The organism is Acidovorax sp. K2F (assembly GCF_025246485.1).
Classification (GTDB): Bacteria; Pseudomonadota; Gammaproteobacteria; order Burkholderiales; family Burkholderiaceae_C; genus Acidovorax; species Acidovorax delafieldii.
The window spans coordinates 19,167-39,810 of sequence record NZ_JAOBSQ010000026.1 but is presented as its reverse complement, the minus strand read 5'-3'; the positions used below and the strand labels follow the sequence as shown (position 1 = coordinate 39,810).

The window sequence follows — 20,644 nt, the reverse complement described above, 5'->3', positions numbered from 1 at the left end:
CACGCCCATCACAGCGCAGGCTTGTCGCTCTGGGCCACCAGGTTGTCGCGCAGCTCCTTGCTCATGGGCAGGTTGAGGTTCTGGCCGCGCGGGGGCACTGGCGACATGAACCACTTGGTGTAGAGCTTGTCGAACTCGCCCGACTTCATCATCCCGCCGATCACGCCGTTGACCAGCGTCTGGAACTGCGGGTCGTCCTTGCGCAGCATGCAGGCATAGGGTTCGACCTGCAGCGAATCGCCCACCACCACCCAGTCGGCCGGGTTGCGCGTGTTGCCCATCAGTCCAAACAGCAGGATGTCGTCCATGGCGAAGGCCTCTGCACGGCCGGTGTCCACCAGCAGCAGCGAGTCCTCGTGGTCTTTGCCCAGCACGATGTCCATGTCCAGGTTGTTGTCGCGGTTGTACTTGCGGATCACCTGCGCGTTGGTGGTGCCCGAGGTGCTGGCCACTTTTTTCTTGGCGAGATCGGCGTAGTTCTTGACGCCCGAGGCCTTCTTGGTCAGCAGCCGGGTGCCGGTGTAGAAATAGTTGATGGCAAATTGCACATCCTTGCCGCGCGCCGTGTTGTTGGTGGTCGATCCGCACTCGAGGTCCACGGTGCCGTTAGTCAGCAGCGGAATGCGGTTTTGCGAAGTCACGGCCTGCAGCTCCACCTTGATGGCAGGGTTGTTCAACCGTTTCTTCACCGCGTCGACCACAGCGTTGGAGATGTCCACCGACATGCCCACCGGGTTGCCCGGGCCCGCCAGATAGCTGAAGGGCACCGACGACTCGCGGTAGGCCAGCGTGATCTTGCCGGAGTCGGCAATCTTCTTGAGGGTGTCGGCACTGGCCACGGTACTGGCCAGCACACCGGCGACCACGAGGACAGCAGCGGTGACAGCGGAGAGCTTCATGGGAATCCCTTTGCAAAAAAATCAGGTGAACAGACAGTCGGACAGACGAGAAAGCAAGATGCAGGGGCACTGTAAAAATTTGCGGCCGTCTTGAACAATTCATTTGCACGGGTCCACCATGATGAAAAGTTATGGCTCTGTTTCGGTGCACCTCCGCGCACCATCGTGGATCGTCCTGCCTTCTTTGCGGCCCTTGCATCCCGGTGCCCCCACCCCTCTCCCGCCGGCCCATCCTGAAAACACCAGGCGCTGACCAGTGCATAACTTCCTGGCATGGCAAGGCACTGCTTTGGCATTGTTCAGCAGGTGCACTGCCGCCTACATTCGTTGTCATCTCCTCCAACCGTTTCACTCTCTCCGATGCAGGTATGTGTATTGGGCGCAGGCATCGTCGGCCTGGCCACGGCGTATGAACTTCGACAGCGCGGCCTGCAGGTCACGGTCATCGACCAGGCGCAGCCCGGCACTGGCGCCAGCGGTGGCAACGGCGCGCAACTGAGCTACAGCTATGTACAACCGCTGGCGGACGCCAGCATCTGGCGGCAGCTGCCACGGTTGCTGCTCTCGCCCACCTCCCCACTCAAGCTGCGCCTGCAGTGGGATACGCACCAGTGGCGCTGGGGGCTGGAGTTTCTGCGCGCCTGCAACCGACAGACTTCCGAACGCAGCACCGCACAACTGCTGGCCCTGGCCGCCCTGAGCCGCCATCATCTGGAAACCATGCTGCAGGCAGAGTCCCTGGACTGCAACTTCTCCAGCACCGGCAAGCTGGTGCTGTACGACACCGCAGCCGGCCTGGCCGCTGCCCAACGCCAGATGGACCTGCAGCGCCAGTGGGGCAGTGAACAGCAGGCGGTTTCGGCCCAGCGTTGCGTGGAGCTTGAGCCCGCGCTGCAGCACTACCACCCGCGCATTGCCGGGGCCATCTACACCCCCAGTGAATGCGCTGCCGACTGCCTCCAGGTCTGCCAAGGCTTGCAGGCCGTGCTGGCCGCACGGGGGGTGCGCTTCATGCTGGGCGCCACGGTTCAAGGCTTTGTGCACCAGGGATCCCGGATTGCTGCGGTGCAGACCAGTGCAGGAGCCATCGAGTCGCAGCAGTTTGTGATGGCCCTGGGCAGCCGCAGCCACCAGGCGGCGCAGACGCTGGGGTTGCGCTTGCCGGTATACCCTCTAAAGGGCTACAGCATCACGCTCGATACCACCCCCGCACCATCGGCAGCGCCTCGCATCAACGTGACCGATGCTGCACGCAAGGTGGTGTTTGCGCGCATCGGCCAGCGCCTGCGGGTGGCGGGCATGGCCGAACTGGTGGGGCACGATGCCCGTATACCTGCCGCGCGCATCCAGGGCCTGTGCGATGCCACCCGCGCCGTTTTCCCAACCTGCCATCAAGGCGGAGAGCTGCATGCCTGGACCGGCATGCGCCCCGCCACGCCCACCGGGCTGCCGGTGGTGGGCCGTTGGGTGGGCGCACCGGACAACTTGCTGCTCAACACAGGCCATGGCTCTTTGGGGTTCACGCTGGCGTTTGGCACGGCGGCGCAGGTGGCCGAGCTGCTGGCACCCGCCTGACGCTCCCGCACTCCCACGCTCTGCAGCCGCACAAGGCACCACCCGCCTCGGCAGGTGGCGCGTTCACTCCACCTCGGGCTGCAGGCCCACCGCTTCCAGCGTCTCTGCCACCGCCTGGCGCATGCATTGCGTCATGGCACTGGCCAGCAGTGAGCTGGGGCGGTTGACAGTACGCAGCGACTTGATGGGCACGGCAATGTGCGGCGCCAGCGCCAGCACATCCACCTTGCTGCGGTCGGCCGATGCCGCCGTGCAGGCGTCCACCAGCGCCACGGCGTGACCATGGTGCGCCAGCGCCAGCGCCGCATGGTAGGTCTGCACCGTGAACGCCGTCTGCAGGCCCACGCCCGCCTCGCGGCACGCGTGGTTGACCACCGTGCCGATGGGGTCGCGCACATCCAGCCGCACCACCGGCGTGTCTGCCAGGTCGGCCAGATGCACCACACCGGCCGCCACCAGCGCAGCACCCAGCATGCCCTTGGGCGCCACACACACCATGCGCCCATCGGCCAGATGCTCCTGCGTCAGCGCGGGGTGGGCGATGGCGCTGAACACAAAGCCCACATCCGCCTCCTGCAGCACCAGGGCCGAAACGATCTGGGGCGAGTGCAGCGCGTCGATGGTCACCTGCACATCCGGGTGCTTTTTCCTGAAAAAACGCAACGCACGCGGCAGCACCTCGTAGCTCAGCGCCAGCACGCTGAGGATGTGCAACTCACCCTCACGCCGGTCGCTCTTGAGGCTGTTGGCCAGGCGCTGCACATCATCGAGCTGGGTGAACAGGCGCTCGATGTGCGGGTACAGCGTCTGTCCCTCGGTGGTGGGTACCAGCTTGCCCTTGAGCCGGTGGAACAACGGAAAGCCCAGCTGCAATTCAGCATGCGCCAGGATGCGACTGACCGCAGGCTGCGTGACGTTGATGAGGCGGGCCGCCGCGCTCACGCTGCCGGTGAGCATGACCGCGTTGAAGACTTCTATGTGGCGAAGGCGCATATGCTGACGATGCAAGGAATGGGCCGCAAGCGCAATCCTTGCATGTACCCATTGCGAAATCGCGCACTCAAACCGCGCGCCTCGCACGCGCTTGCAGCTAAAGCGACATCGACGGCCGCAGCGCCATGGCCGCACGCCAGCGCAGCAAGTGCGGGTGCTGCTCGCCGGGCTTGTGCTTGACCACACGCGCAAAGTCCACCGCCACCACCGCCGTGATGTCGGCCACGCTGAAGCGGTCAGTGGCAATGAATTCGCGGTCCGCGAGGCGCTCGTTGAGCAGCTGAAAGAACTGCCCCACACGCATCAGTCCACGCTCAGCCAGGGCCGGGATTTGCGGGTAGTCCACCGCGCCGGGCAATGCCCGGTTGGCCATGGCGGGCGCGCTGTTGCGCAGCGCCTCGGCAATGGCCTGCAGGCCCTCGAACTCCATGCGCCAGCTCCAGCTCGCAATCTCGGCCTTTTCTGCAGGCGTCTCACCCAGCAGTGCGGGCTGCGGGTAGCGCGCCTCCACATACGCCGTGATCGCCGCGTTGTCGGTCAGCAGCAGACCCTCTTCAGTGCGCAGCGCGGGCACCGTGCACTGTGGGTTGATCTGGCGGTAGGCCTCGCCCAGTTGCTCGCCATTGCGCAGGTCCACCTGCACGGTGTCGTGGGCCACACCCTTTTCTGCCAGCAGGATGCGCGCACGGCGCGGGCTGGGGGCGGTGGAACAGTCGTATAGGGTGATCATGGAGACGCCTTGCAAAAAACACTCAACGTGCAGGTGAAGAAGCTGCTGCTGCAGCCTCGATCTTGTCCTGCGTCTTGGTGTCAAAGTCGCTCGCATCATGCCGCTCGCGCAATTGGCTGGTCAGGTCGCCCTGCACCCGGTTCACCTTGCGCCCGCGCTGCACCGCCGGGCGCTTGGCAATCTGCTCGGCCCAGCGCACCACATGCGTGTATTCGTGCACCTGCAAAAACTCGCCTGCGTTGTAGGCCTGCCCTTTCACCAGCAAGCCATACCAGGGCCAAATCGCAATGTCGGCCACCGTGTACTCATCGCCCGCCACGTACTCAGTCACCGCCAGGCGCTGGTTCAGCACATCCAGCTGCCGCTTGGCCTCCATCGCATACCGATCAATCGCGTACTCGATCTTGACAGGCGCATAGGCATAAAAATGCCCAAACCCGCCGCCCACAAACGGCGCACTGCCCATCTGCCAGAACAGCCATGACAGGCACTCGGCGCGCGCAGCGCCGTCTTTGGGCAAGAAGGCGCTGCCGAACTTCTCGGCCAGATACATCAGGATGGCGCCGGACTCAAACACCCGCACCGGGTTGGCCGGGTCGGTGCGGTCCAGCAGTGCGGGGATCTTGGAATTGGGGTTCACAGACACGAAGCCGCTGCCAAACTGCTCACCCTCGTTGATGCGAATCAGCCACGCGTCGTACTCTGCCCCGCTGTGACCCAGCGCCAGCAGCTCTTCCAGCATCACGGTCACCTTCACGCCATTGGGCGTGCCCAGTGAATACAGCTGCAGCGGATGGCGCCCTACGGGCAGTTCCTTGTCATGCGTGACACCGGCAACGGGCCGGTTGATGCTGGCGAACTGGCCGCCGTTTTCTTTGTTCCATTGCCAGATGGCTGGGGGGGTGTAGGGGACAGCGTTGGGCATGCAAGGGTTCGGGTGAGTGAGTGGAAATTAGCCGCATTGCCAGCAATCGTTGGCTTAGTCTAGCGACATGGTTTGCGATGTGTATGTAGTTGCGAGTGCGCTATTGGAGACTGGTGGATCGAATTATCACAGCCTGCACTTCTGAAACTCGACGCAAGCCCAGCCTTCTTGAGCCCATCCCCGAGCTCCGCCAGACTGATCTCATCTTTGTTCTTGTGTTGCGCCTAAATTTTTCCTCCCGACGATTCTCTCCAGTTGCGCCACGACTGGGCGAAATGCCTCGACATCACACTTTCGAGCTAATCGTTGTTTTAACAAAATATTGGGAGTTTTGCTCTTAGATATTGTCCGAAATCTCGTAAATAGCAAAGGAAGAATAAAATCCTTACCAGAGACATATGTCGTTATGAAGCAACAATTGGCATCTAGATTTTCATTGACCACTTTTAAGGACTTATTTACCTCCTCATCCCCACATTTTTCCGCCGCATATTTATCTATTTCATAAGCTATTTTTTCTGATTTATCAAAACATACTTCACCCATCGAGTTCGAACAAATCGAATTAACACCCATAGACACGGTTTTAGCTCCAGTATTTAACATATGAGACACCGCAAATGAGGTAAAAAGTCTCCTGAGAGGCTCAACAGCAGAATCACGCCAACCCGTGAAATCAAATTTTTCCTCCAAGATTTTTTTATCCAGATGTGGGCACTCCTCATCTAGTAGCTCATGAAAAGAATTGGCGTCTGCCAAAAAATTCTCAATACAGTAACGAGGAAGTCTGATTGCATTCTCAGGAAGAATTTGTTTTTCACCCCCCAGCAGAAACAAATCTCCATCCACTATAAAAACGGATTTTCTTTTTACCTCTATTTCTAACGCCTTATTTGCCGCCTCTATAACTTTAGCGCGCTCACCCAAAGGAAAAACTCTGGCTATACTTACATGCGATGACAATACTCTACCGAGAATAATCGCGTATAGCTTGCTATATCCCTCCGCAGTATCTTCTACATAAATATCAAAATCATTAAAATTCTCGAAAAATACGCTTGATGCGTATCGAGCAGCCGAACCTCGCTCTAACATAATTCAACCCACCTGAACGCAATTCGCTTTGCGAAATCCGACAATCTCCGGGGAATGAGTAGCAAAAATAAATTGGTTATTTGTTTTACTACTCAACAGGCCATCAACTAACATTTCCTGCCACATCATGTGAAGCGAGAGCTCTGGCTCATCCACAATAAATACGCCTCCACGATTGGGCGAAAAATGAGCGTGTGTAAGCAAAATCAAAAGTTGTTTTTCACCCGACGAAAGATGCTCCAAGGGAATTTGTGCGCCCCTGTGCGACACCTTAATTTTCCCAACCGAATCCACCTCCACAGTTTTTCTCGATTGATTGAAAAATTCATTCAATGTATCGGTAATTTCCTTGATCGGGGCATAGTATTTTTCCGACTGCTTCTTCTGCCTATCCATTTCAGCCAATATCTTCATAATGCGCTGAATCTGGGCTTTATTGAGGAGCAATTCAATATTTACCGCATTTTCAGCCCGGGAATTTTTCTCAAGAATATCCGATATTCTTGAGAAAAAGTTTGAGATTTGGTTATTTGCGCGATCACCTCCACCCAGATCGCTAGAGAATCTTTCAATCTCTTTCCGGCGTTGCACAAGAATTTGGAGCTCTTGCTGCTCACGAACGCCACCCATCATCGAATGATCAAACTCAATGTAGTCAAATAGAGATTCGACAATTACATTGATAAGACGGCTGGAATTCAGATCGTTTGTACGACGAAATTTTCGATATGCTCTCTCAATCAGCATTTGGCAATTATCGATACCTTCGACTACATCACGCGTGCCGCGTCCTATGACACGCTTAGTTCTGAACATGAGCTCATCGTCTATGCCCTCGTCATCATATCTCCCCGTGCGTCGCTCCAGCCCCAAGAAAAGAGGGCGAACTTGATTAGAGAACTCACGAAAACGGGGACTAGACTCCTTTAAGAATCTAATTCTAAGCTCCTCCATGTATTGAGAAAGACGCCCCGTACTTTGATAAACACTACGCTCATCATCGGCGGGCAGAGGAATTTTTGTTTCAGCCTTAGCCCCGTCCAGCTCAAAAGACAAAAATGGGCCGTCGTGATAAATGATGAGATTATGTCTAACCATTTGATCCAGCGTTATTTCTATTTTTGAAAATCGTATAGATGACAAAACCAACAAATCAATTGCCAGAGCGGCTTGTAGCAAACGAAGCGCACTGGTTTTCCCACTTCCGTTTGCTCCAACCAAAAATGTTATATCCGGATTGAAATTAAGGCTTATATTTTGATGCCCGTGCATTCCTTGCACAGAAAAATTTATTATCCTCAAGATAGTTCTCCCAATTATTTCACACGTTAAAATTTGACGATAAAATCGTCAATTAACTCATTTCCCGCAGGGATTCTCAATCCACTCATAATCCATTGCGATGCCCGCCCAAAGCTCTCAACTACCGCAAACACGGAGCTATTTACTCATATAAACGACACTGGGCAGTACGCTAAAAATTTGATAGCGGTCAGCGATGGATGGATAAGCGCTAACGGCCAAAAACACTTCAATATGTTGACCTGCCTCGCTTATCCCTTGGCCTTAATGCGCCTTGTCCCAATTAGCCCCCACCCCCACCTCCGCCAATAACGGCACCTTCAGCGCCGCCACCTCCGCCATCAGGCGTGGGATGTGGGTCTTGAGCCAGTCCACCTCGCTCTCAGGCAGCTCAAACACCAGTTCATCGTGCACCTGCATGATCATTTGGATGCCCGGCTTGTGCGCGTCCAGCTCCTTCTGAACCGCCACCATCGCCAGCTTGATTAGGTCAGCCGCCGTGCCCTGCATGGGGGCGTTGATGGCCGCGCGTTCGGCGCCTGCGCGGCGGGGGCCGTTGGGGGAGTTGATTTCGGGCAGGTACAGGCGACGGCCAAACACGGTTTCGACATAGCCCATGGATTTGGCGGCGGCCTTGGTGTCGTCCATGTACTGCTTTACCCCGGGGTAGCGCTGGAAGTACTTGTCGATGTAGGCGGCGGCTGCTTTGGTCTCTATCCCTAAGTTCTTGGCCAGGCCAAAGCTGCTCATGCCGTAGATAAGGCCAAAGTTGATGACCTTGGCATAGCGGCGTTGCTCGCTGGTGACCTGATCCACCTCCACCCCAAACACTTCGGCAGCGGTGGCGCGATGCACGTCCAGCCCGGCGTGGAAGGCGTGCAGCAGCGAGTGGTCGCCGCTCAGGTGGGCCATGATGCGCAGCTCGATCTGCGAGTAGTCGGCACTCGCAATGACTCGACCTGCGGGGGCCACAAAGGCCTCGCGCACGCGGCGACCTTCGGGGGTGCGGATGGGGATGTTCTGCAGGTTGGGGTCGTTGCTGGACAAGCGCCCAGTCACAGCCACGGCCTGCGCGTAGTGCGTGTGGACGCGGCCTGTGCGTGGCAGCGCCAGCTGGGCCAGCTTGTCGGTATAGGTGCCTTTGAGCTTGACGAGGCCCCGGTGCTCCAGCAGCTTGGCGGGCAGGGGGTAGTCCTCGGCCAGCTTTTCCAGCACTTCTTCGTCGGTGCTGCGGGCGCCGGTGGCGGTCTTCTTCACAACCGGCATGCCCAGCTTGTCGAAGAAGATTTCGCCCAGCTGCTTGGGGCTGCTCAGGTTGAAGGGCTGGCCTGCAATCTCGTACGCCTCGGTTTCGAGCTGCAAGATGCGCTGGCCCAGTTCGTGACTTTGGGCGGCCAGCGTGGGCGCGTCAATGAGCACGCCGTTGCGTTCGATGCGGTACAGGGCCTCGCTGCTTTGCATCTCCAGCTCGTAGATGAAGCGCAGTTTGTCATCCGCCTGCAGCAGCGGCCACAGGGCGTTGTGCACGTCCAGGGTCTGGTCGGAGTCTTCGCACGAGTAGGCAGCGGCCTTGTCCACCGGCACCTGGGCAAACGGAATCTGGTGCGCGCCTTTGCCGCACAGGTCTTCGTAGGTGATGCCTTTACGGCCGGTGTGGCGCTCGGCCAGGCTGGTCAGGTTGTGGGGCTTGTGCACTTCCAGCACATAGCTTTGCAGCATGGTGTCGTGCGCGTAGCCCTGCACCTCGATGCCGTGGTTGGCGAACACATGGCGGTCGTACTTGATGTGCTGGCCCAGCTTGTGGTGTTTGGGGTTTTCCAGCCAGGGCTTGAGGCGGGCGAGCACTTCATCCAACGGCAGTTGCGCGGGCGCATCGGGCCCTTCGTGGCGCAGCGGGATGTAGGCGGCTTCGCCGGGCTGCACGCTGAAGCTGATGCCGACGATTTGCGCGCGCATTTCGTCGAGAGAGTCTGTTTCGGTGTCGATGGCCGCGAGTGGGGCTTTGTGCAGGCGCTCCAGCCACTGGTCGAAGTCCGCCCAGTTCAGGATGGTGTCGTACACCACGGTGCGGTGCTGCGCTTCTTCGGCCACGGTGCTGGCGGAGTGGTCGGCAAACAGATCGCCGCTTTGGCCGGGCATGGCGACGGTGGGGGCAGTAGCCGCTGGAGCCGATGCACCTTTGATGGCGGCGGCCAGGCCCTTGAAGCCGTACTTTTCGTAAAACGGCAGCAGGCCCTCGTTGTCGGGCGCGTCAAGCGTGATGTCGTCAAACGCAGGCAGGCCGGGGATGTAGTCAGCCAGCGCGCAATCGGTCTTCATGGTGACCAGCTGGCGGCTCAAGGCCAGCTGGCCGCTGGCAATCGCCTCGCGCAGGTTGTTGCCCGCCACGCCCTTGATGGCGTCGGCGTTAGCGATCAGGTTGTCGAGCGAACCATATTCTTCCAGCCACTTGGCGGCCGTCTTGGGGCCCACCTTGGCAACGCCGGGCACGTTGTCCACGGTGTCGCCCACCAGCGCCTGGTAGTCCACCATCAGCGTGGGCGGCACGCCAAACTCTGCCGTCACGCCCGCCACGTCGCGGCGCTTGCCGCTCATGGTGTCGATGATGGTGATGTGCTCATTGACCAGCTGGCTCAAATCCTTGTCGCCGCTGGACACGATGACCTCAATGCCCTGTGCGGCTGCTGCGTTGGCCAGGGTGGCGATCACGTCGTCGGCCTCCACGCCGGGCACGGCCACCACCTTCCAGCCCAGCAGGTCCACCACCTCATGGATGGGCTCGATCTGGCTGCGCAGGTCGTCGGGCATGGGCGAGCGCGTGGCCTTGTACTCGGTGTACAGGGCATCGCGGAAGGTGGGGCCCGAGGCGTCGAACACGCAGACGGCGTAGTCGGCCACCACCTCTTTGCGCAGGGCCTGCATCATGTTGATCATGCCGCGAATGGCACCGGTGGCAGGGCTTGTAGGGTCGCCCGGCACGGCCCGCAGGTCGGGCATGGCGTGGAAGGCGCGGTAGAGGTAGCTGGAGCCGTCCACCAGCACCAGGGTCTTTTTGTTGCTCATCCGGCAATTGTGCACGGGCAGCGCCCGCCGGGCGGCGCTCTACAATCGCCCGATGCGCGCTGTTCACCTTCTCCTGCTGCTGGGCATGGCCTGCGGCAATGCCCTGGCCCAAACCCCGTCCCCATCCCCTGCTGCCACCACCGCAGGCGCTGGTAACCAGCGCGATGCGCTGCCCGATCCCGAGCCCCTGTCTGGCCGCACCAACCAGCGCACGGAGCGCATCCAGATCGAAGACGCGGGCACCCGTGTGGACGAGCTGCGGGTCGGCGGGCAAACCCAGAACATCTCGGTGCAGCCCAAGACTGGCAACCTGCCCGCCTACGAAGTGCAGTCGCCTGATGGCGCGCGCAGCCGCGCCGGTGGCAACAATGGCGCTGAAACCACCACGGCGCCCCGCGTCTGGAACGTGTTCAAGTTCTGATGGGTGGCAGGGTGGCGCGCACGCACTGCATTGCCACCGGTTGAGCCCCGCCCGTTGTCCCGCCCCTTCCCCTTCTCTTTTCTTCGACCCCCTGAGCGATGGCCGTTTTTACCGAAGTCTCCAATCCCGAGGCGCGCGAGTTGCTGCGCCGTTTGCAACTGGGCGAGCTGGTGGAGCTGCGCGGCATTGAGGGCGGCATCGAGAACACCAACTACTTTCTGACCAGCGACCAGGGCGAGTTCGTGCTGACACTGTTCGAGCGCCTCACGGCCGAGCAGCTGCCTTTCTACCTGTACCTGATGAAGCACCTGGCGCACGGCGGCGTGCCCGTGCCCGACCCGCGTGCCGACAAGAACGGCGACATCCTGCACACCGTGTGTGGCAAACCCGCCGCCGTGGTCAACAAGCTGCGCGGCAAGAGCCAGCTGGCCCCTCAGGGCGTGCACTGCGCGGCCGTGGGCACCATGCTGGCCCGCATGCACCTGGCGGGCCGCGACTTTGACCGCCACCAGCCCAACCTGCGCGGGCTGCCCTGGTGGAACGAGACGGTGCCGGTGGTGCTGCCCCACATTGACGACGCACAGGCCGCATTGCTGCGGTCCGAGCTGGCCTACCAGAACCATGTGGCCGCCAGCTCCGCCTATGCCGCCCTGCCGCGCGGGCCCGTGCATGCCGATCTGTTCCGCGACAACGTGATGTTTGAGGGGGAAGAGCTGACGGGCTTCTTCGACTTCTACTTTGCAGGTGTGGACACCTGGCTGTTTGACCTGGCCGTGTGCCTGAACGACTGGTGCATCGACCTGCCCACCGGCACGCATGACGCCGAGCGCGCCACGCGCATGCTCGACGCGTACCAGGCCGTGCGCCCGCTGACGGCCGCCGAACGCGAGCTGCTGCCCGCCATGCTGCGCGCCGGGGCGCTGCGGTTCTGGATTTCACGCCTGTGGGACTTCTACCTGCCGCGCGAGGCCTCCATGCTCAAGCCCCACGACCCCACACACTTCGAGCGCGTGCTGCGCGGGCGCCTGGCACTGCCCGTGCACGCGGGCTGATCCCACCACAGTCGAGCAGCCTCTAACCCCTGGCCCAGCCACCGGTTTGGGGCGGTGGGGTAAATTCGGCCTTATTCGCCCACCCGACATCCGATGCTGCTCGGCGCCCCCTGTTGGCGCCAGGGCACACTTGCCAGTGCGGGCCTCTCCTCCTTTCCAACGTATTCATGAAACTCCACATCGTTCCCGCACGCACCGGCATGGCCTGGGTCAAGCTCGGCGTTCGGGCGTTCTGGCGGCAGCCCATGGCGCTGGCTGCGCTGTTCTTCATGACCATGGCGGCCATGTCGCTGGCCACCATGATCCCGCTGGTGGGTCCGGCCATTGCACTGGCACTGCTGCCGTCTGCCACGCTGGCCATGATGGTGGCGGCGGCGCAGGCATCGCAAGGGCGTTTTCCGATGCCCACGGTGCTGCTGGTGGCCTTTCGCACCGGGCGCGAGCGGCTGCGCGACATGCTCACACTGGGTGTGCTGTATGCGGTGGCTTTCCTCGGCATCATGGGGCTGTCGGCCCTGCTGGACGGCGGCCAGTTTGCGCAGGTGTACCTGGGTGGCACGCCTATGACCCGGGAGATTGCCGAGAACCCGGACTTCCAGCGCGCCATGTGGCTGTCGATGCTGCTGTACCTGCCCCTGTCGCTGCTGTTCTGGCATGCACCGGGCCTCGTGCACTGGCATGGCGTGCCGCCGGTCAAGGCGCTGTTCTTCTCCATCGTGGCCTGCGTGCGCAACTTTGGCGCGTTCCTGGTCTATGGGCTGGGCTGGCTGGGGGTGTTTTTGCTGGGCGGGTTGGTGGTCAGCATCGTGTCGGCCCTGCTTGCCGTGGCGGGGCTTGCGGGATCGATGGCCGGTGGCATCATGGTAGGCGCTGCCATGATGATGGCGGCCATGTTCTTCACCTCGGTGGTCTTCACCTTCCGCGACTGCTTCGAGCCCCCCTACACCCCCCAGCAAGAAGAGGCGCCCCATGACAACCCGCCCCCCAGCCCCCCTGGCGCACCACCTGCAGGGCCGCTCTGACGACGAGCTGGTCTGGTTCCAGCGCCGCAGCGTGGTGCAGGCCGCCGCGCTGTGGGTGGCAGGCGGTGGCTGGTCGGCCGCCCATGCGCAGGCGCGCAGCAACATCGTGGAGGTGCGCGGCGACGTACTGCGCAATGGCGAGCCCCTGACGGCGCAGCACACCATCACCGCCAACGACCGCATCGAGACCGGGCCGGGCGCCAGCCTGGTGTTCTCGGTGGGCGACAGCGCCTTCATGGTGCGGCAGAACTCGCGCATGGCGATGGAGAGCGACACCCCCACCGCCGTCAAGCTGCTGCGCCTGCTCAGCGGTGCGGTGGCCACCGTGTGGGGGCGCGGCCCCGACCGGCAGATTGCGCTGCCCACGGCCACGGCGGGCATCCGCGGCACAGGGGTGTATGCCGAGGTATTTGCCGACCAGGACCAGCGCGGCTACCTTTGCAACTGTTATGGCACGGTAGAGCTGACGGCGGGCGGCGAACGCCTGGTGAGCCAGTCCAGCTACCACCAGTCGTTCTGGGCCGAGCCCGCGCCCCGCAATGGCCGGCTGCTGACACCGGCCGGTGCCATCAACCACACGGACGAAGAAATGGAATTTTTGGCGGGGCTGGTCAACCAGCGCACCGCGTGGCAGGTGTCGGGCCGCAAGGGCGTCAAGGACGGCAGCGGCGGCGCGGCCGCACCGGCCAACAGTTACGGAAGCGGCAACTCCTACGGCCCGCCCGGCTCCCGGGACTAGGGCCTGTCCCGCGGCGCACGCGCAGCCATGCCTGCGCGGCGCGCCTTGGGCGGGCGTCACGCGCTGCGCAAGGCACTGCGTCAAACCGTCACACAAACGTCAAACCACTGTCACGGGGCGTTCCTAGGATCGCGGGCTGGATTCCATGCCACCCGCCCCACACGCCTTTCCAACAAGGCTCCTGGTCGGATCAGGGCGTGGCATGCCCGTTCGCATACCCACTTGGAAACACCCCGAAAATGACCCAACCGACGATGCCCACCCGCCGCAAGGCCCTGCAACTGCTGGCCGGCGTTCCCATGCTGCCGCTCAGCGCCAGCGCCTCGGCCGCCCTGCTGACCGCCTGCGGTGGCAGCGACTCCGCCGCGCCCAGCTTTGTGTCGGCCAGCTTCACGTCGATGGCAGCCCCCACCCTGGCCAACGCCGCTGCCATGGCCACCACCACCGTGGGCTCCACGCTCAACATCAAGCTCAGCGACGACTCGGTACGCTCGTACCAGCTGGCTTACCAGCCGTTCTTCGTGACGGGCGACATGGTGTCCGACGGCAAGGGCGGCACCATCCTGTCGGGTGGCTACTACGACATCAACAACAAGCCCATCATCGACGCCACGGTGGCTGGCAAGGAACGCCAGTACTTCTCGGACTCGCCCGACGGCACCTCGCTGCTGACCGTGGCCAACCCCACCGTGACCGGCCTCAAGGGCAAGGCCGTGTTTGCCGTGGTGCAGTTTGAATACACCACCTGGGCACAAGACGGCAAGACCGACATGTACGGCAAGCTGCCCTCGCCCATTGCCGTGCTGACGCTGGACCAGGACCAGACCACCGGCAAGCTGAGCCTGGTGAAGTACCACAACGTGGACACCTCCAAGGTGCACGGCCTGTGGATCACCTGCGGCGCCAGCCTGTCGCCCTGGGGCACCCACTTGTCGAGCGAAGAATACGAACCCGATGCGTTCAGCATCGCCAGCAACGCCATGTTCAAGGCCTACAGCAAGAACCTGTATGGCGACGAAACCAAGGCCAACCCCTACCACTACGGCCACATGCCCGAGGTGACGGTGAACCCTGACGGCACCGCCAGCATCAAGAAGCACTTCTGCATGGGCCGCATCTCGCACGAGCTGGTGCAGGTGATGCCTGACAACCGCACGGCGCTGATGGGCGACGACGCCACCAACAGCGGCTACTTCGTGTTCGTGGCCGACAAGGAAAAAGACCTGTCGTCCGGCACGCTGTACGTGGCCAAGGTGGGCAGCGGCTTCTCCATCGACCCCAAGGTGGGCACGGCGGCGCCCCTCACCTGGATCAAGATGGGGTCGGCCACCAGCGCCGAGATCGAGAACCTGGCCAACACGCTCAAGCCCACGGACATCATGACCGTGAAGACCACCGACCCGGCCGATGCCAGCTACACCAAGATCGTGGCCAACGGCAAGACCGAGTGGATCAAGCTGAACCCCGGCATGGAAAAGGCCGCCGCCTTCCTGGAAACCCACCGCTACGCCGCCTACCTCGGCGCCAGCCTGGGCTTCACCAAGATGGAAGGCACCACGGTCAACGCCAAGGACAAGATTGCCTACTCTGCGCTGCAGAACATCCAGTCGTCCATGGTGGCAGGCAATGCCGCCAACGTGCCGGGCAACGGCATCTCGGTGCCCAAGCAACTGGTGGCAGGCGCCGTGATGGCGCTGAACCTCAAGGGTGGCCAGAAGGACACCGCTGGCGGCACCATCAACAGCGAATGGATGCCCGTGGACACCAAGGTGCTGCTGGCCGGTGAAGACATCACCGCCGACGCCCTGGGCAACACCGCCAACCCCAACAACATCGCCAACCCGGACAACCTCAAGTTCTCCGAAAAGATGCGCACCCTGTTCATCGGCGAAGACAGCAGCCAGCACGTCAACAACTTCCTGTGGGCCTACAACGTGGACACCAAGCAGTTGTCGCGCGTGATGTCGATCCCCTCGGGCGGCGAGTCCACCGGCCTGCACGCCGTGGACGAGATCAACGGCTGGACGTACATCATGAGCAACTTCCAGCACGCCGGTGACTGGGGCGCCATCCACAGCGTGGTCAAGGACACGCTGGACCCGATGATCAAGGCCAACTACAAGAACAAGAACGGCGCGGCCGTGGGCTACCTGACGGCAGCGGCCAAGCAGCCCAGCCTGAACCAGGCCTGAACTCAGCCTGAAACCAGCCTGAGCGAAGGGCCAACAGGGCTGCACCCGGTGCGGCCCGCTTCAAAAACCAACGGGGCCTCAGGGCCCCGTTGTCATTGGCGGCCCCGGTTTGCTATACAAACAATAGCTACCAGGGCATAAGGTACTAGCGCTAGCAGGCGATTTGGCTCAAAACGCGCTATTCGACCACCGTCAGCTTGGCCACCGACAGCGCCAACCACTTGGTGCCGTGGCGCGGAAAGTTGACCTGTGCACGTGCGTCGTCGCCGGTGCCTTCAATGGCCAGCACCTTGCCCTCGCCAAACTTGGTGTGGAACACGGCGATGCCCGCGCGCAGGCCGTGCGAGGGCGCCGCCTTCTGCACAGGCACCGGGGGACTGGCAAACGTCTCAGATTTGAAGCCAAATTGGCCTCTAGCGCTAGATCCATATGCGCTACCAGCTCCTGAATTAGTAGCAAAATTGGGCGTAAACGAGCCAAAGCCCTGCTGCTTGGGCGTGATCCACTTGAGGGCCGCTTCGGGCAGTTCGTCAAAAAACCGGCTCTTGATGTTGTAACGCGTCTGGCCATGCAGCATGCGCGTTTGCGAGTGGCTCAGGTACAGGCGCTTTCGGGCCCGGGTGATGGCCACGTACATCAGGCGACGCTCTTCCTCCAGGCCGTCGCGGTCGCTGGCGGAGTTCTCGTGGGGAAACAGGCCCTCCTCCATGCCGCCGATGAACACGCAGTCAAACTCCAGCCCCTTGCTGGCGTGCACCGTCATGAGCTGCACAGCGTCCTGCCCAGCCTGGGCCTGGTTATCACCGGCTTCGAGCGCGGCGTGGGTCAGGAAGGCGGCCAGGGGCGAGAGGGTTTCGCCGGTGTCGGCGTCCACGATGCCGGGCACGGCGGGTTTCAGAGGTTCGTCCAGCACCGGAGCGTTGGGGTCCAGCCCTTGGCTCACGGCGCTTTGGGTGAGCGGCGTGCCGTGCTCGTCCAGCGGCAGCGCCACCGCGTCACGGCCAAAGCCCTCTTGCGTGACAAAGCTCTCGGCGGCGTTGACCAGTTCCTCCAAGTTCTCGATGCGGTCGGCGCCTTCCTTCTCGGTGCGAAAGTGCTCCACCAGCCCCGTGGATTCAAGCATCTGCTCGATGATGCCGCGCAGGTTCAGGCCCTGGGTCTGCTCGCGCAGCACATCCACCATGGCCACAAACGCGCCCAGGTTGGCCCCCGCCTTGCCGGGCACAGCGCTCACCGCGTCGTGCAACGAGCAGCCTGCGGCGCGGGCCGCGTCCTGCAGCACCTCGATGCTGCGCGCGCCAATGCCGCGCGGAGGAAAGTTGACGACGCGCGTGAAGCTGGTGTCGTCGTGCGGGTTCTCCAACAGGCGCAGATAGGCCAGCGCGTGCTTGATTTCGGCACGCTCAAAAAACCGCAGGCCGCCGTACACGCGGTAGGGCACAGATGCATTGAACAGCGCCGATTCGATCACCCGGCTTTGCGCATTGCTGCGGTAGAGCACGGCGATTTCCTTGCGCTCAAAGCCGTCGTTGCGCACCAACTGCTTGATCTCGTCCACCATCCACTGCGCCTCGGCCAGGTCAGAGCTGGCCTCGTACACGCGCACGGGCTCGCCCGCGCCCTGCGTAGTGCGGAGGTTCTTGCCCAGTCGGCGGCTGTTGTGGCTGATGAGGTGGTTGGCCGAGTCGAGAATGTTGCTGTAGCTGCGGTAGTTCTGCTCCAGCTTGATCTGGCGCTGCACATCGAATTCGCGCACAAAGTCGGTCATGTTGCCCACGCGCGCGCCACGGAAGGCGTAAATGCTCTGGTCATCGTCGCCCACAGCGATCACGCTGCCGCGCGCCTCGTAACGCCCGCCCACCTCATTGCCCGCCAGTTGCTTGAGCCAGGCGTATTGCAGCTTGTTGGTGTCCTGAAACTCGTCCACCAGGATGTGCTGGAACCGGCGCTGGTAGTGCTCGCGGATCGGGTCGTTGTCACGCAGCAGCTCGTAAGACCGCAGCATCAGCTCGCCGAAGTCCACCACGCCTTCGCGCTGGCATTGCTCTTCGTATAGCTGGTAGACCTCGACCTTCTTGCGGGCGTCGCTGTCGTGCGTGGGCACGTCGCCGGGACGCATGCCTTCTTCCTTGCAGCTGGCGATGAAGTACGACAGCTGCTTGGGAGGAAAGCGCTCCTCGTCCACGTTGTGCTGCTTGCACAGGCGCTTGATGGCCGAGAGCTGGTCTTGCGTATCCAGGATCTGGAACGACTGCGGCAGCCCCGCTGCCTTGTGGTGCGCGCGCAGCAGCCGGTTGCACAGGCCATGGAAGGTGCCAATCCACATGCCACGCACGTTGACCGGCAGCATGGCCGACAGGCGGGCCACCATCTCCTTGGCAGCCTTGTTGGTGAATGTGACGGCCAGAATGCCGCCGGGCGTGGCGTAGCCGTTTTGCAGCAGCCAGGCAATCCGGGTGGTCAGCACCCGGGTCTTGCCCGACCCCGCCCCCGCCAGGATGAGCGCATGGCCTGCGGGCAAGGTCACCGCAGCCAGTTGTTCATCGTTCAGGTGGGCCAGAAGGGGGGATGCGGCCGAGGGCGCACCGGAGTGTGGGGGCACCAGGGCATCTGGCACACCCGAAAACGGGTCTTGTGAGAACATCCAGCCATTGTAGAAAGCACCCTGCCCCACGCCGCCTCGCACCATGAAAAACATTGCCCTCACCCTGGCCAGCCTGTGGCTGGCCCTGGCGCACGCCCCCCAGGCGATGGCCCAGGCCAGTTGCAGCAGCGACGGCACACCCAGGCCTGTGGCCGTGTTCGAGCGCTTCATCAGCGCCGACTGCGAGTCCTGCTGGGGCGATGCGGCCGCCCCGGCACCGTCAGCCAAGGCAGGTGCCGTGGTCCTGGACTGGATCGTGCCGGGCAAGGCGGGCGACGACGCCCCCCTGTCGGCTGCGGCCTCGACCGACGCGCTGCCCCGCCTGCAAGCCCTGGGGCGCAAGCCCCCCATCTCCACCGATGTGTACGTCACCCCGGTCGATTTAGCAGCGCGTGGCCGGTTGCGTGTGGCCCATGGGGTGGCGTTCAATGACTATGTGGGCACCGGCATCGCCTTCACCCCCTCCCCTGCGGCGCCACAGCGCACTGCGGCTGCCACGCCCCTCGCCTTTTACCTGTTGCTGATAGAGGCCATACCCGCAGGTACTGACGGCACCGTTGTGCCCCGTTACATCGTACGCAATCAGTTCGAGGGCACCTGGCCCCTGGCCCAGCGGCCCGCACGCAGCAAGGGCAAGCCGTGGGCATGGATGGAAACCCGCTCCATGCGCATCCCCGATGGCGCACAGGCCGACAGGCTGCATCTGGTTGGCTGGGTGCAGGATGCCTCGGGCAGCGTCGTGGCGGCTGCCCAATCCGTATGCAGGTAATACCGGTGCCGTTATGACGGCCCTTTGGCAGGCGGGTAGAATCAATCACCGGGCCCAAGTTTCTTGAAGCCCGGTTTTTTGTGCCTGCGCTCAGCAGGGTTCGGAGTGACTGTCACGTCCACTCCCGCAAAGCCGGTCTGACAGCCAAGCGCCCACCGCCGTCGAAATCGTTTGGCGGCGTCCCTTTATGGAGCTTGGAATCTCATGGAAATCTTCGACTACGACAACATCCTGCTGCTGCCCCGCAAGTGCCGCGTGGAAAGCCGCTCGGAATGCGACGCCAGTGTGGAGCTGGGCGGTCGCCGCTTTCGCCTGCCGGTGGTGCCCGCCAACATGAAGACCGTGGTGGACGAAACCATCTGCACCTGGATGGCGCAGAACGGTTACTTCTACGTCATGCACCGCTTTGACCTGGACAACATCCAGTTCGTCAAAGACATGCATGCCAAGGGCTGCTATGCATCGATCTCGCTCGGTGTGAAGCAACCCGACTACGCCACCGTGGACCAGCTGGTGGCACAGGGCATCACGCCCGAGTACATCACTATCGACATTGCCCATGGCCATGCCGACAGCGTGAAGAACATGATCGGCTACCTGAAAAAGCACCTGCCGCAGTCGTTTGTGATTGCTGGCAACGTGGCCACGCCCGAAGCCATCATCGACCTGGAAAACTGGGGCGCCGACGCCACCAAGGTGGGCGTGGGCCCGGGCAAGGTGTGCATCACCAAGCTCAAGACCGGTTTTGGCACGGGCGGCTGGCAGCTGTCGGCCCTCAAGTGGTGTGCCCGCGTGGCCACCAAGCCCATCATTGCCGACGGCGGCATCCGCAGCCACGGTGACATTGCCAAGAGCATCCGCTTTGGCGCCAGCATGGTGATGATCGGCTCGCTGTTTGCGGGCCACGAGGAATCACCCGGCAAGACGGTGGAAGTGGACGGCGCGCTGTTCAAGGAGTACTACGGCTCGGCCAGTGACTTCAACAAGGGCGAATACAAGCATGTCGAAGGCAAGCGCATCCTGGAGCCCATCAAGGGCAAACTGGCCGAAACGCTCATCGAGATGGAGCAGGACGTGCAAAGCTCCATCAGCTACGCGGGCGGCACCAAGCTGATGGACGTGCGCAAGGTGAACTATGTGATCCTGGGCGGCGACAACGCAGGCGAGCACCTGCTGATGTAACCCCCCGGGCGCGAGCCGCCGCCCGGTTAGGAGAACCTGTT

16 protein-coding genes are annotated in these 20,644 nt (G+C 62.1%); 8 read left to right on the top strand and 8 right to left on the bottom strand.

The window, feature by feature from the left end:
• Window positions 1–8: 8 nt before the first annotated feature.
• Window positions 9–899, bottom strand: coding sequence for an amino acid ABC transporter substrate-binding protein (locus N4G42_RS07445; RefSeq protein WP_056061154.1), 891 nt, complete (start codon window positions 897–899; stop codon window positions 9–11).
• A 360-nt stretch (window positions 900–1,259) separates the two neighbouring features.
• On the opposite strand from N4G42_RS07445, the gene N4G42_RS07440 reads away from it, so the two are divergent.
• Window positions 1,260–2,474 (top strand): D-amino acid dehydrogenase, encoded by a 1,215-nt coding sequence (locus N4G42_RS07440; RefSeq protein WP_260666731.1) that lies wholly within the window; start codon window positions 1,260–1,262, stop codon window positions 2,472–2,474.
• 63 nt (window positions 2,475–2,537) lie between these two features.
• Here N4G42_RS07440 and N4G42_RS07435 read toward each other — a convergent pair whose 3' ends face one another.
• The 6 genes from N4G42_RS07435 to polA all read right to left on the bottom strand — a co-directional run bounded on the left by N4G42_RS07435 (window position 2,538) and on the right by polA (window position 10,582).
• Window positions 2,538–3,467 carry a LysR family transcriptional regulator gene (locus N4G42_RS07435; protein ID WP_260666730.1) on the bottom strand — a complete coding sequence of 310 codons (930 nt, stop codon included), beginning with the start codon at window positions 3,465–3,467 and terminating at the stop codon, window positions 2,538–2,540.
• A gap of 97 nt (window positions 3,468–3,564) precedes the next feature.
• Window positions 3,565–4,197: a glutathione S-transferase family protein gene (locus N4G42_RS07430; RefSeq protein WP_260666729.1), complete on the bottom strand. Its 633-nt coding sequence runs from the start codon at window positions 4,195–4,197 to the stop codon at window positions 3,565–3,567.
• A gap of 22 nt (window positions 4,198–4,219) precedes the next feature.
• Window positions 4,220–5,122, bottom strand: coding sequence for a glutathione-dependent disulfide-bond oxidoreductase (gene yghU / locus N4G42_RS07425; RefSeq protein WP_260666728.1), 903 nt, complete (start codon window positions 5,120–5,122; stop codon window positions 4,220–4,222).
• A 201-nt stretch (window positions 5,123–5,323) separates the two neighbouring features.
• Window positions 5,324–6,217: a DUF4435 domain-containing protein gene (locus N4G42_RS07420; protein ID WP_260666727.1), complete on the bottom strand. Its 894-nt coding sequence runs from the start codon at window positions 6,215–6,217 to the stop codon at window positions 5,324–5,326.
• A gap of 3 nt (window positions 6,218–6,220) precedes the next feature.
• Entirely contained in the window at window positions 6,221–7,489 is a 1,269-nt protein-coding gene (locus N4G42_RS07415; protein ID WP_260666867.1) for an ATP-binding protein, read from the bottom strand.
• A 294-nt stretch (window positions 7,490–7,783) separates the two neighbouring features.
• Window positions 7,784–10,582 (bottom strand): DNA polymerase I, encoded by a 2,799-nt coding sequence (polA, locus tag N4G42_RS07410; protein ID WP_260666726.1) that lies wholly within the window; start codon window positions 10,580–10,582, stop codon window positions 7,784–7,786.
• A gap of 52 nt (window positions 10,583–10,634) precedes the next feature.
• On the opposite strand from polA, the gene N4G42_RS07405 reads away from it, so the two are divergent.
• The 5 genes from N4G42_RS07405 (at window position 10,635) to N4G42_RS07385 (ending at window position 16,008) form a co-directional block, all read left to right on the top strand.
• Window positions 10,635–11,003 (top strand): hypothetical protein, encoded by a 369-nt coding sequence (locus tag N4G42_RS07405; protein ID WP_260666725.1) that lies wholly within the window; start codon window positions 10,635–10,637, stop codon window positions 11,001–11,003.
• Between the two features lie 98 nt (window positions 11,004–11,101).
• Window positions 11,102–12,055: a homoserine kinase gene (locus tag N4G42_RS07400; RefSeq protein ID WP_260666724.1), complete on the top strand. Its 954-nt coding sequence runs from the start codon at window positions 11,102–11,104 to the stop codon at window positions 12,053–12,055.
• Between the two features lie 167 nt (window positions 12,056–12,222).
• Complete coding sequence (locus tag N4G42_RS07395; protein ID WP_260666723.1) at window positions 12,223–13,077, top strand: BPSS1780 family membrane protein; 855 nt, start codon at window positions 12,223–12,225, stop codon at window positions 13,075–13,077.
• Window positions 13,025–13,816 (top strand): FecR family protein, encoded by a 792-nt coding sequence (locus N4G42_RS07390; protein WP_260666722.1) that lies wholly within the window; start codon window positions 13,025–13,027, stop codon window positions 13,814–13,816. The genes N4G42_RS07395 and N4G42_RS07390 overlap by 53 nt, the downstream gene beginning before the upstream one ends.
• 239 nt (window positions 13,817–14,055) lie before the next feature.
• Window positions 14,056–16,008, top strand: a complete 1,953-nt coding sequence (locus tag N4G42_RS07385; protein ID WP_260666721.1) for a PhoX family protein — start codon at window positions 14,056–14,058, stop codon at window positions 16,006–16,008.
• A gap of 178 nt (window positions 16,009–16,186) precedes the next feature.
• On the opposite strand, the gene N4G42_RS07380 is transcribed toward N4G42_RS07385, so the two are convergent.
• Entirely contained in the window at window positions 16,187–18,652 is a 2,466-nt protein-coding gene (locus N4G42_RS07380; RefSeq protein WP_260666720.1) for a UvrD-helicase domain-containing protein, read from the bottom strand.
• A gap of 43 nt (window positions 18,653–18,695) precedes the next feature.
• On the opposite strand from N4G42_RS07380, the gene N4G42_RS07375 reads away from it, so the two are divergent.
• The gene (locus N4G42_RS07375) at window positions 18,696–19,421 is read left to right on the top strand and encodes a hypothetical protein (protein ID WP_260666719.1); all 726 of its coding nucleotides are present in this window, start codon (window positions 18,696–18,698) and stop codon (window positions 19,419–19,421) included.
• Window positions 19,422–19,625: 204 nt separating this feature from the next.
• Window positions 19,626–20,603 (top strand): GMP reductase, encoded by a 978-nt coding sequence (locus N4G42_RS07370; protein ID WP_056061124.1) that lies wholly within the window; start codon window positions 19,626–19,628, stop codon window positions 20,601–20,603.
• Window positions 20,604–20,644: the final 41 nt, after the last annotated feature.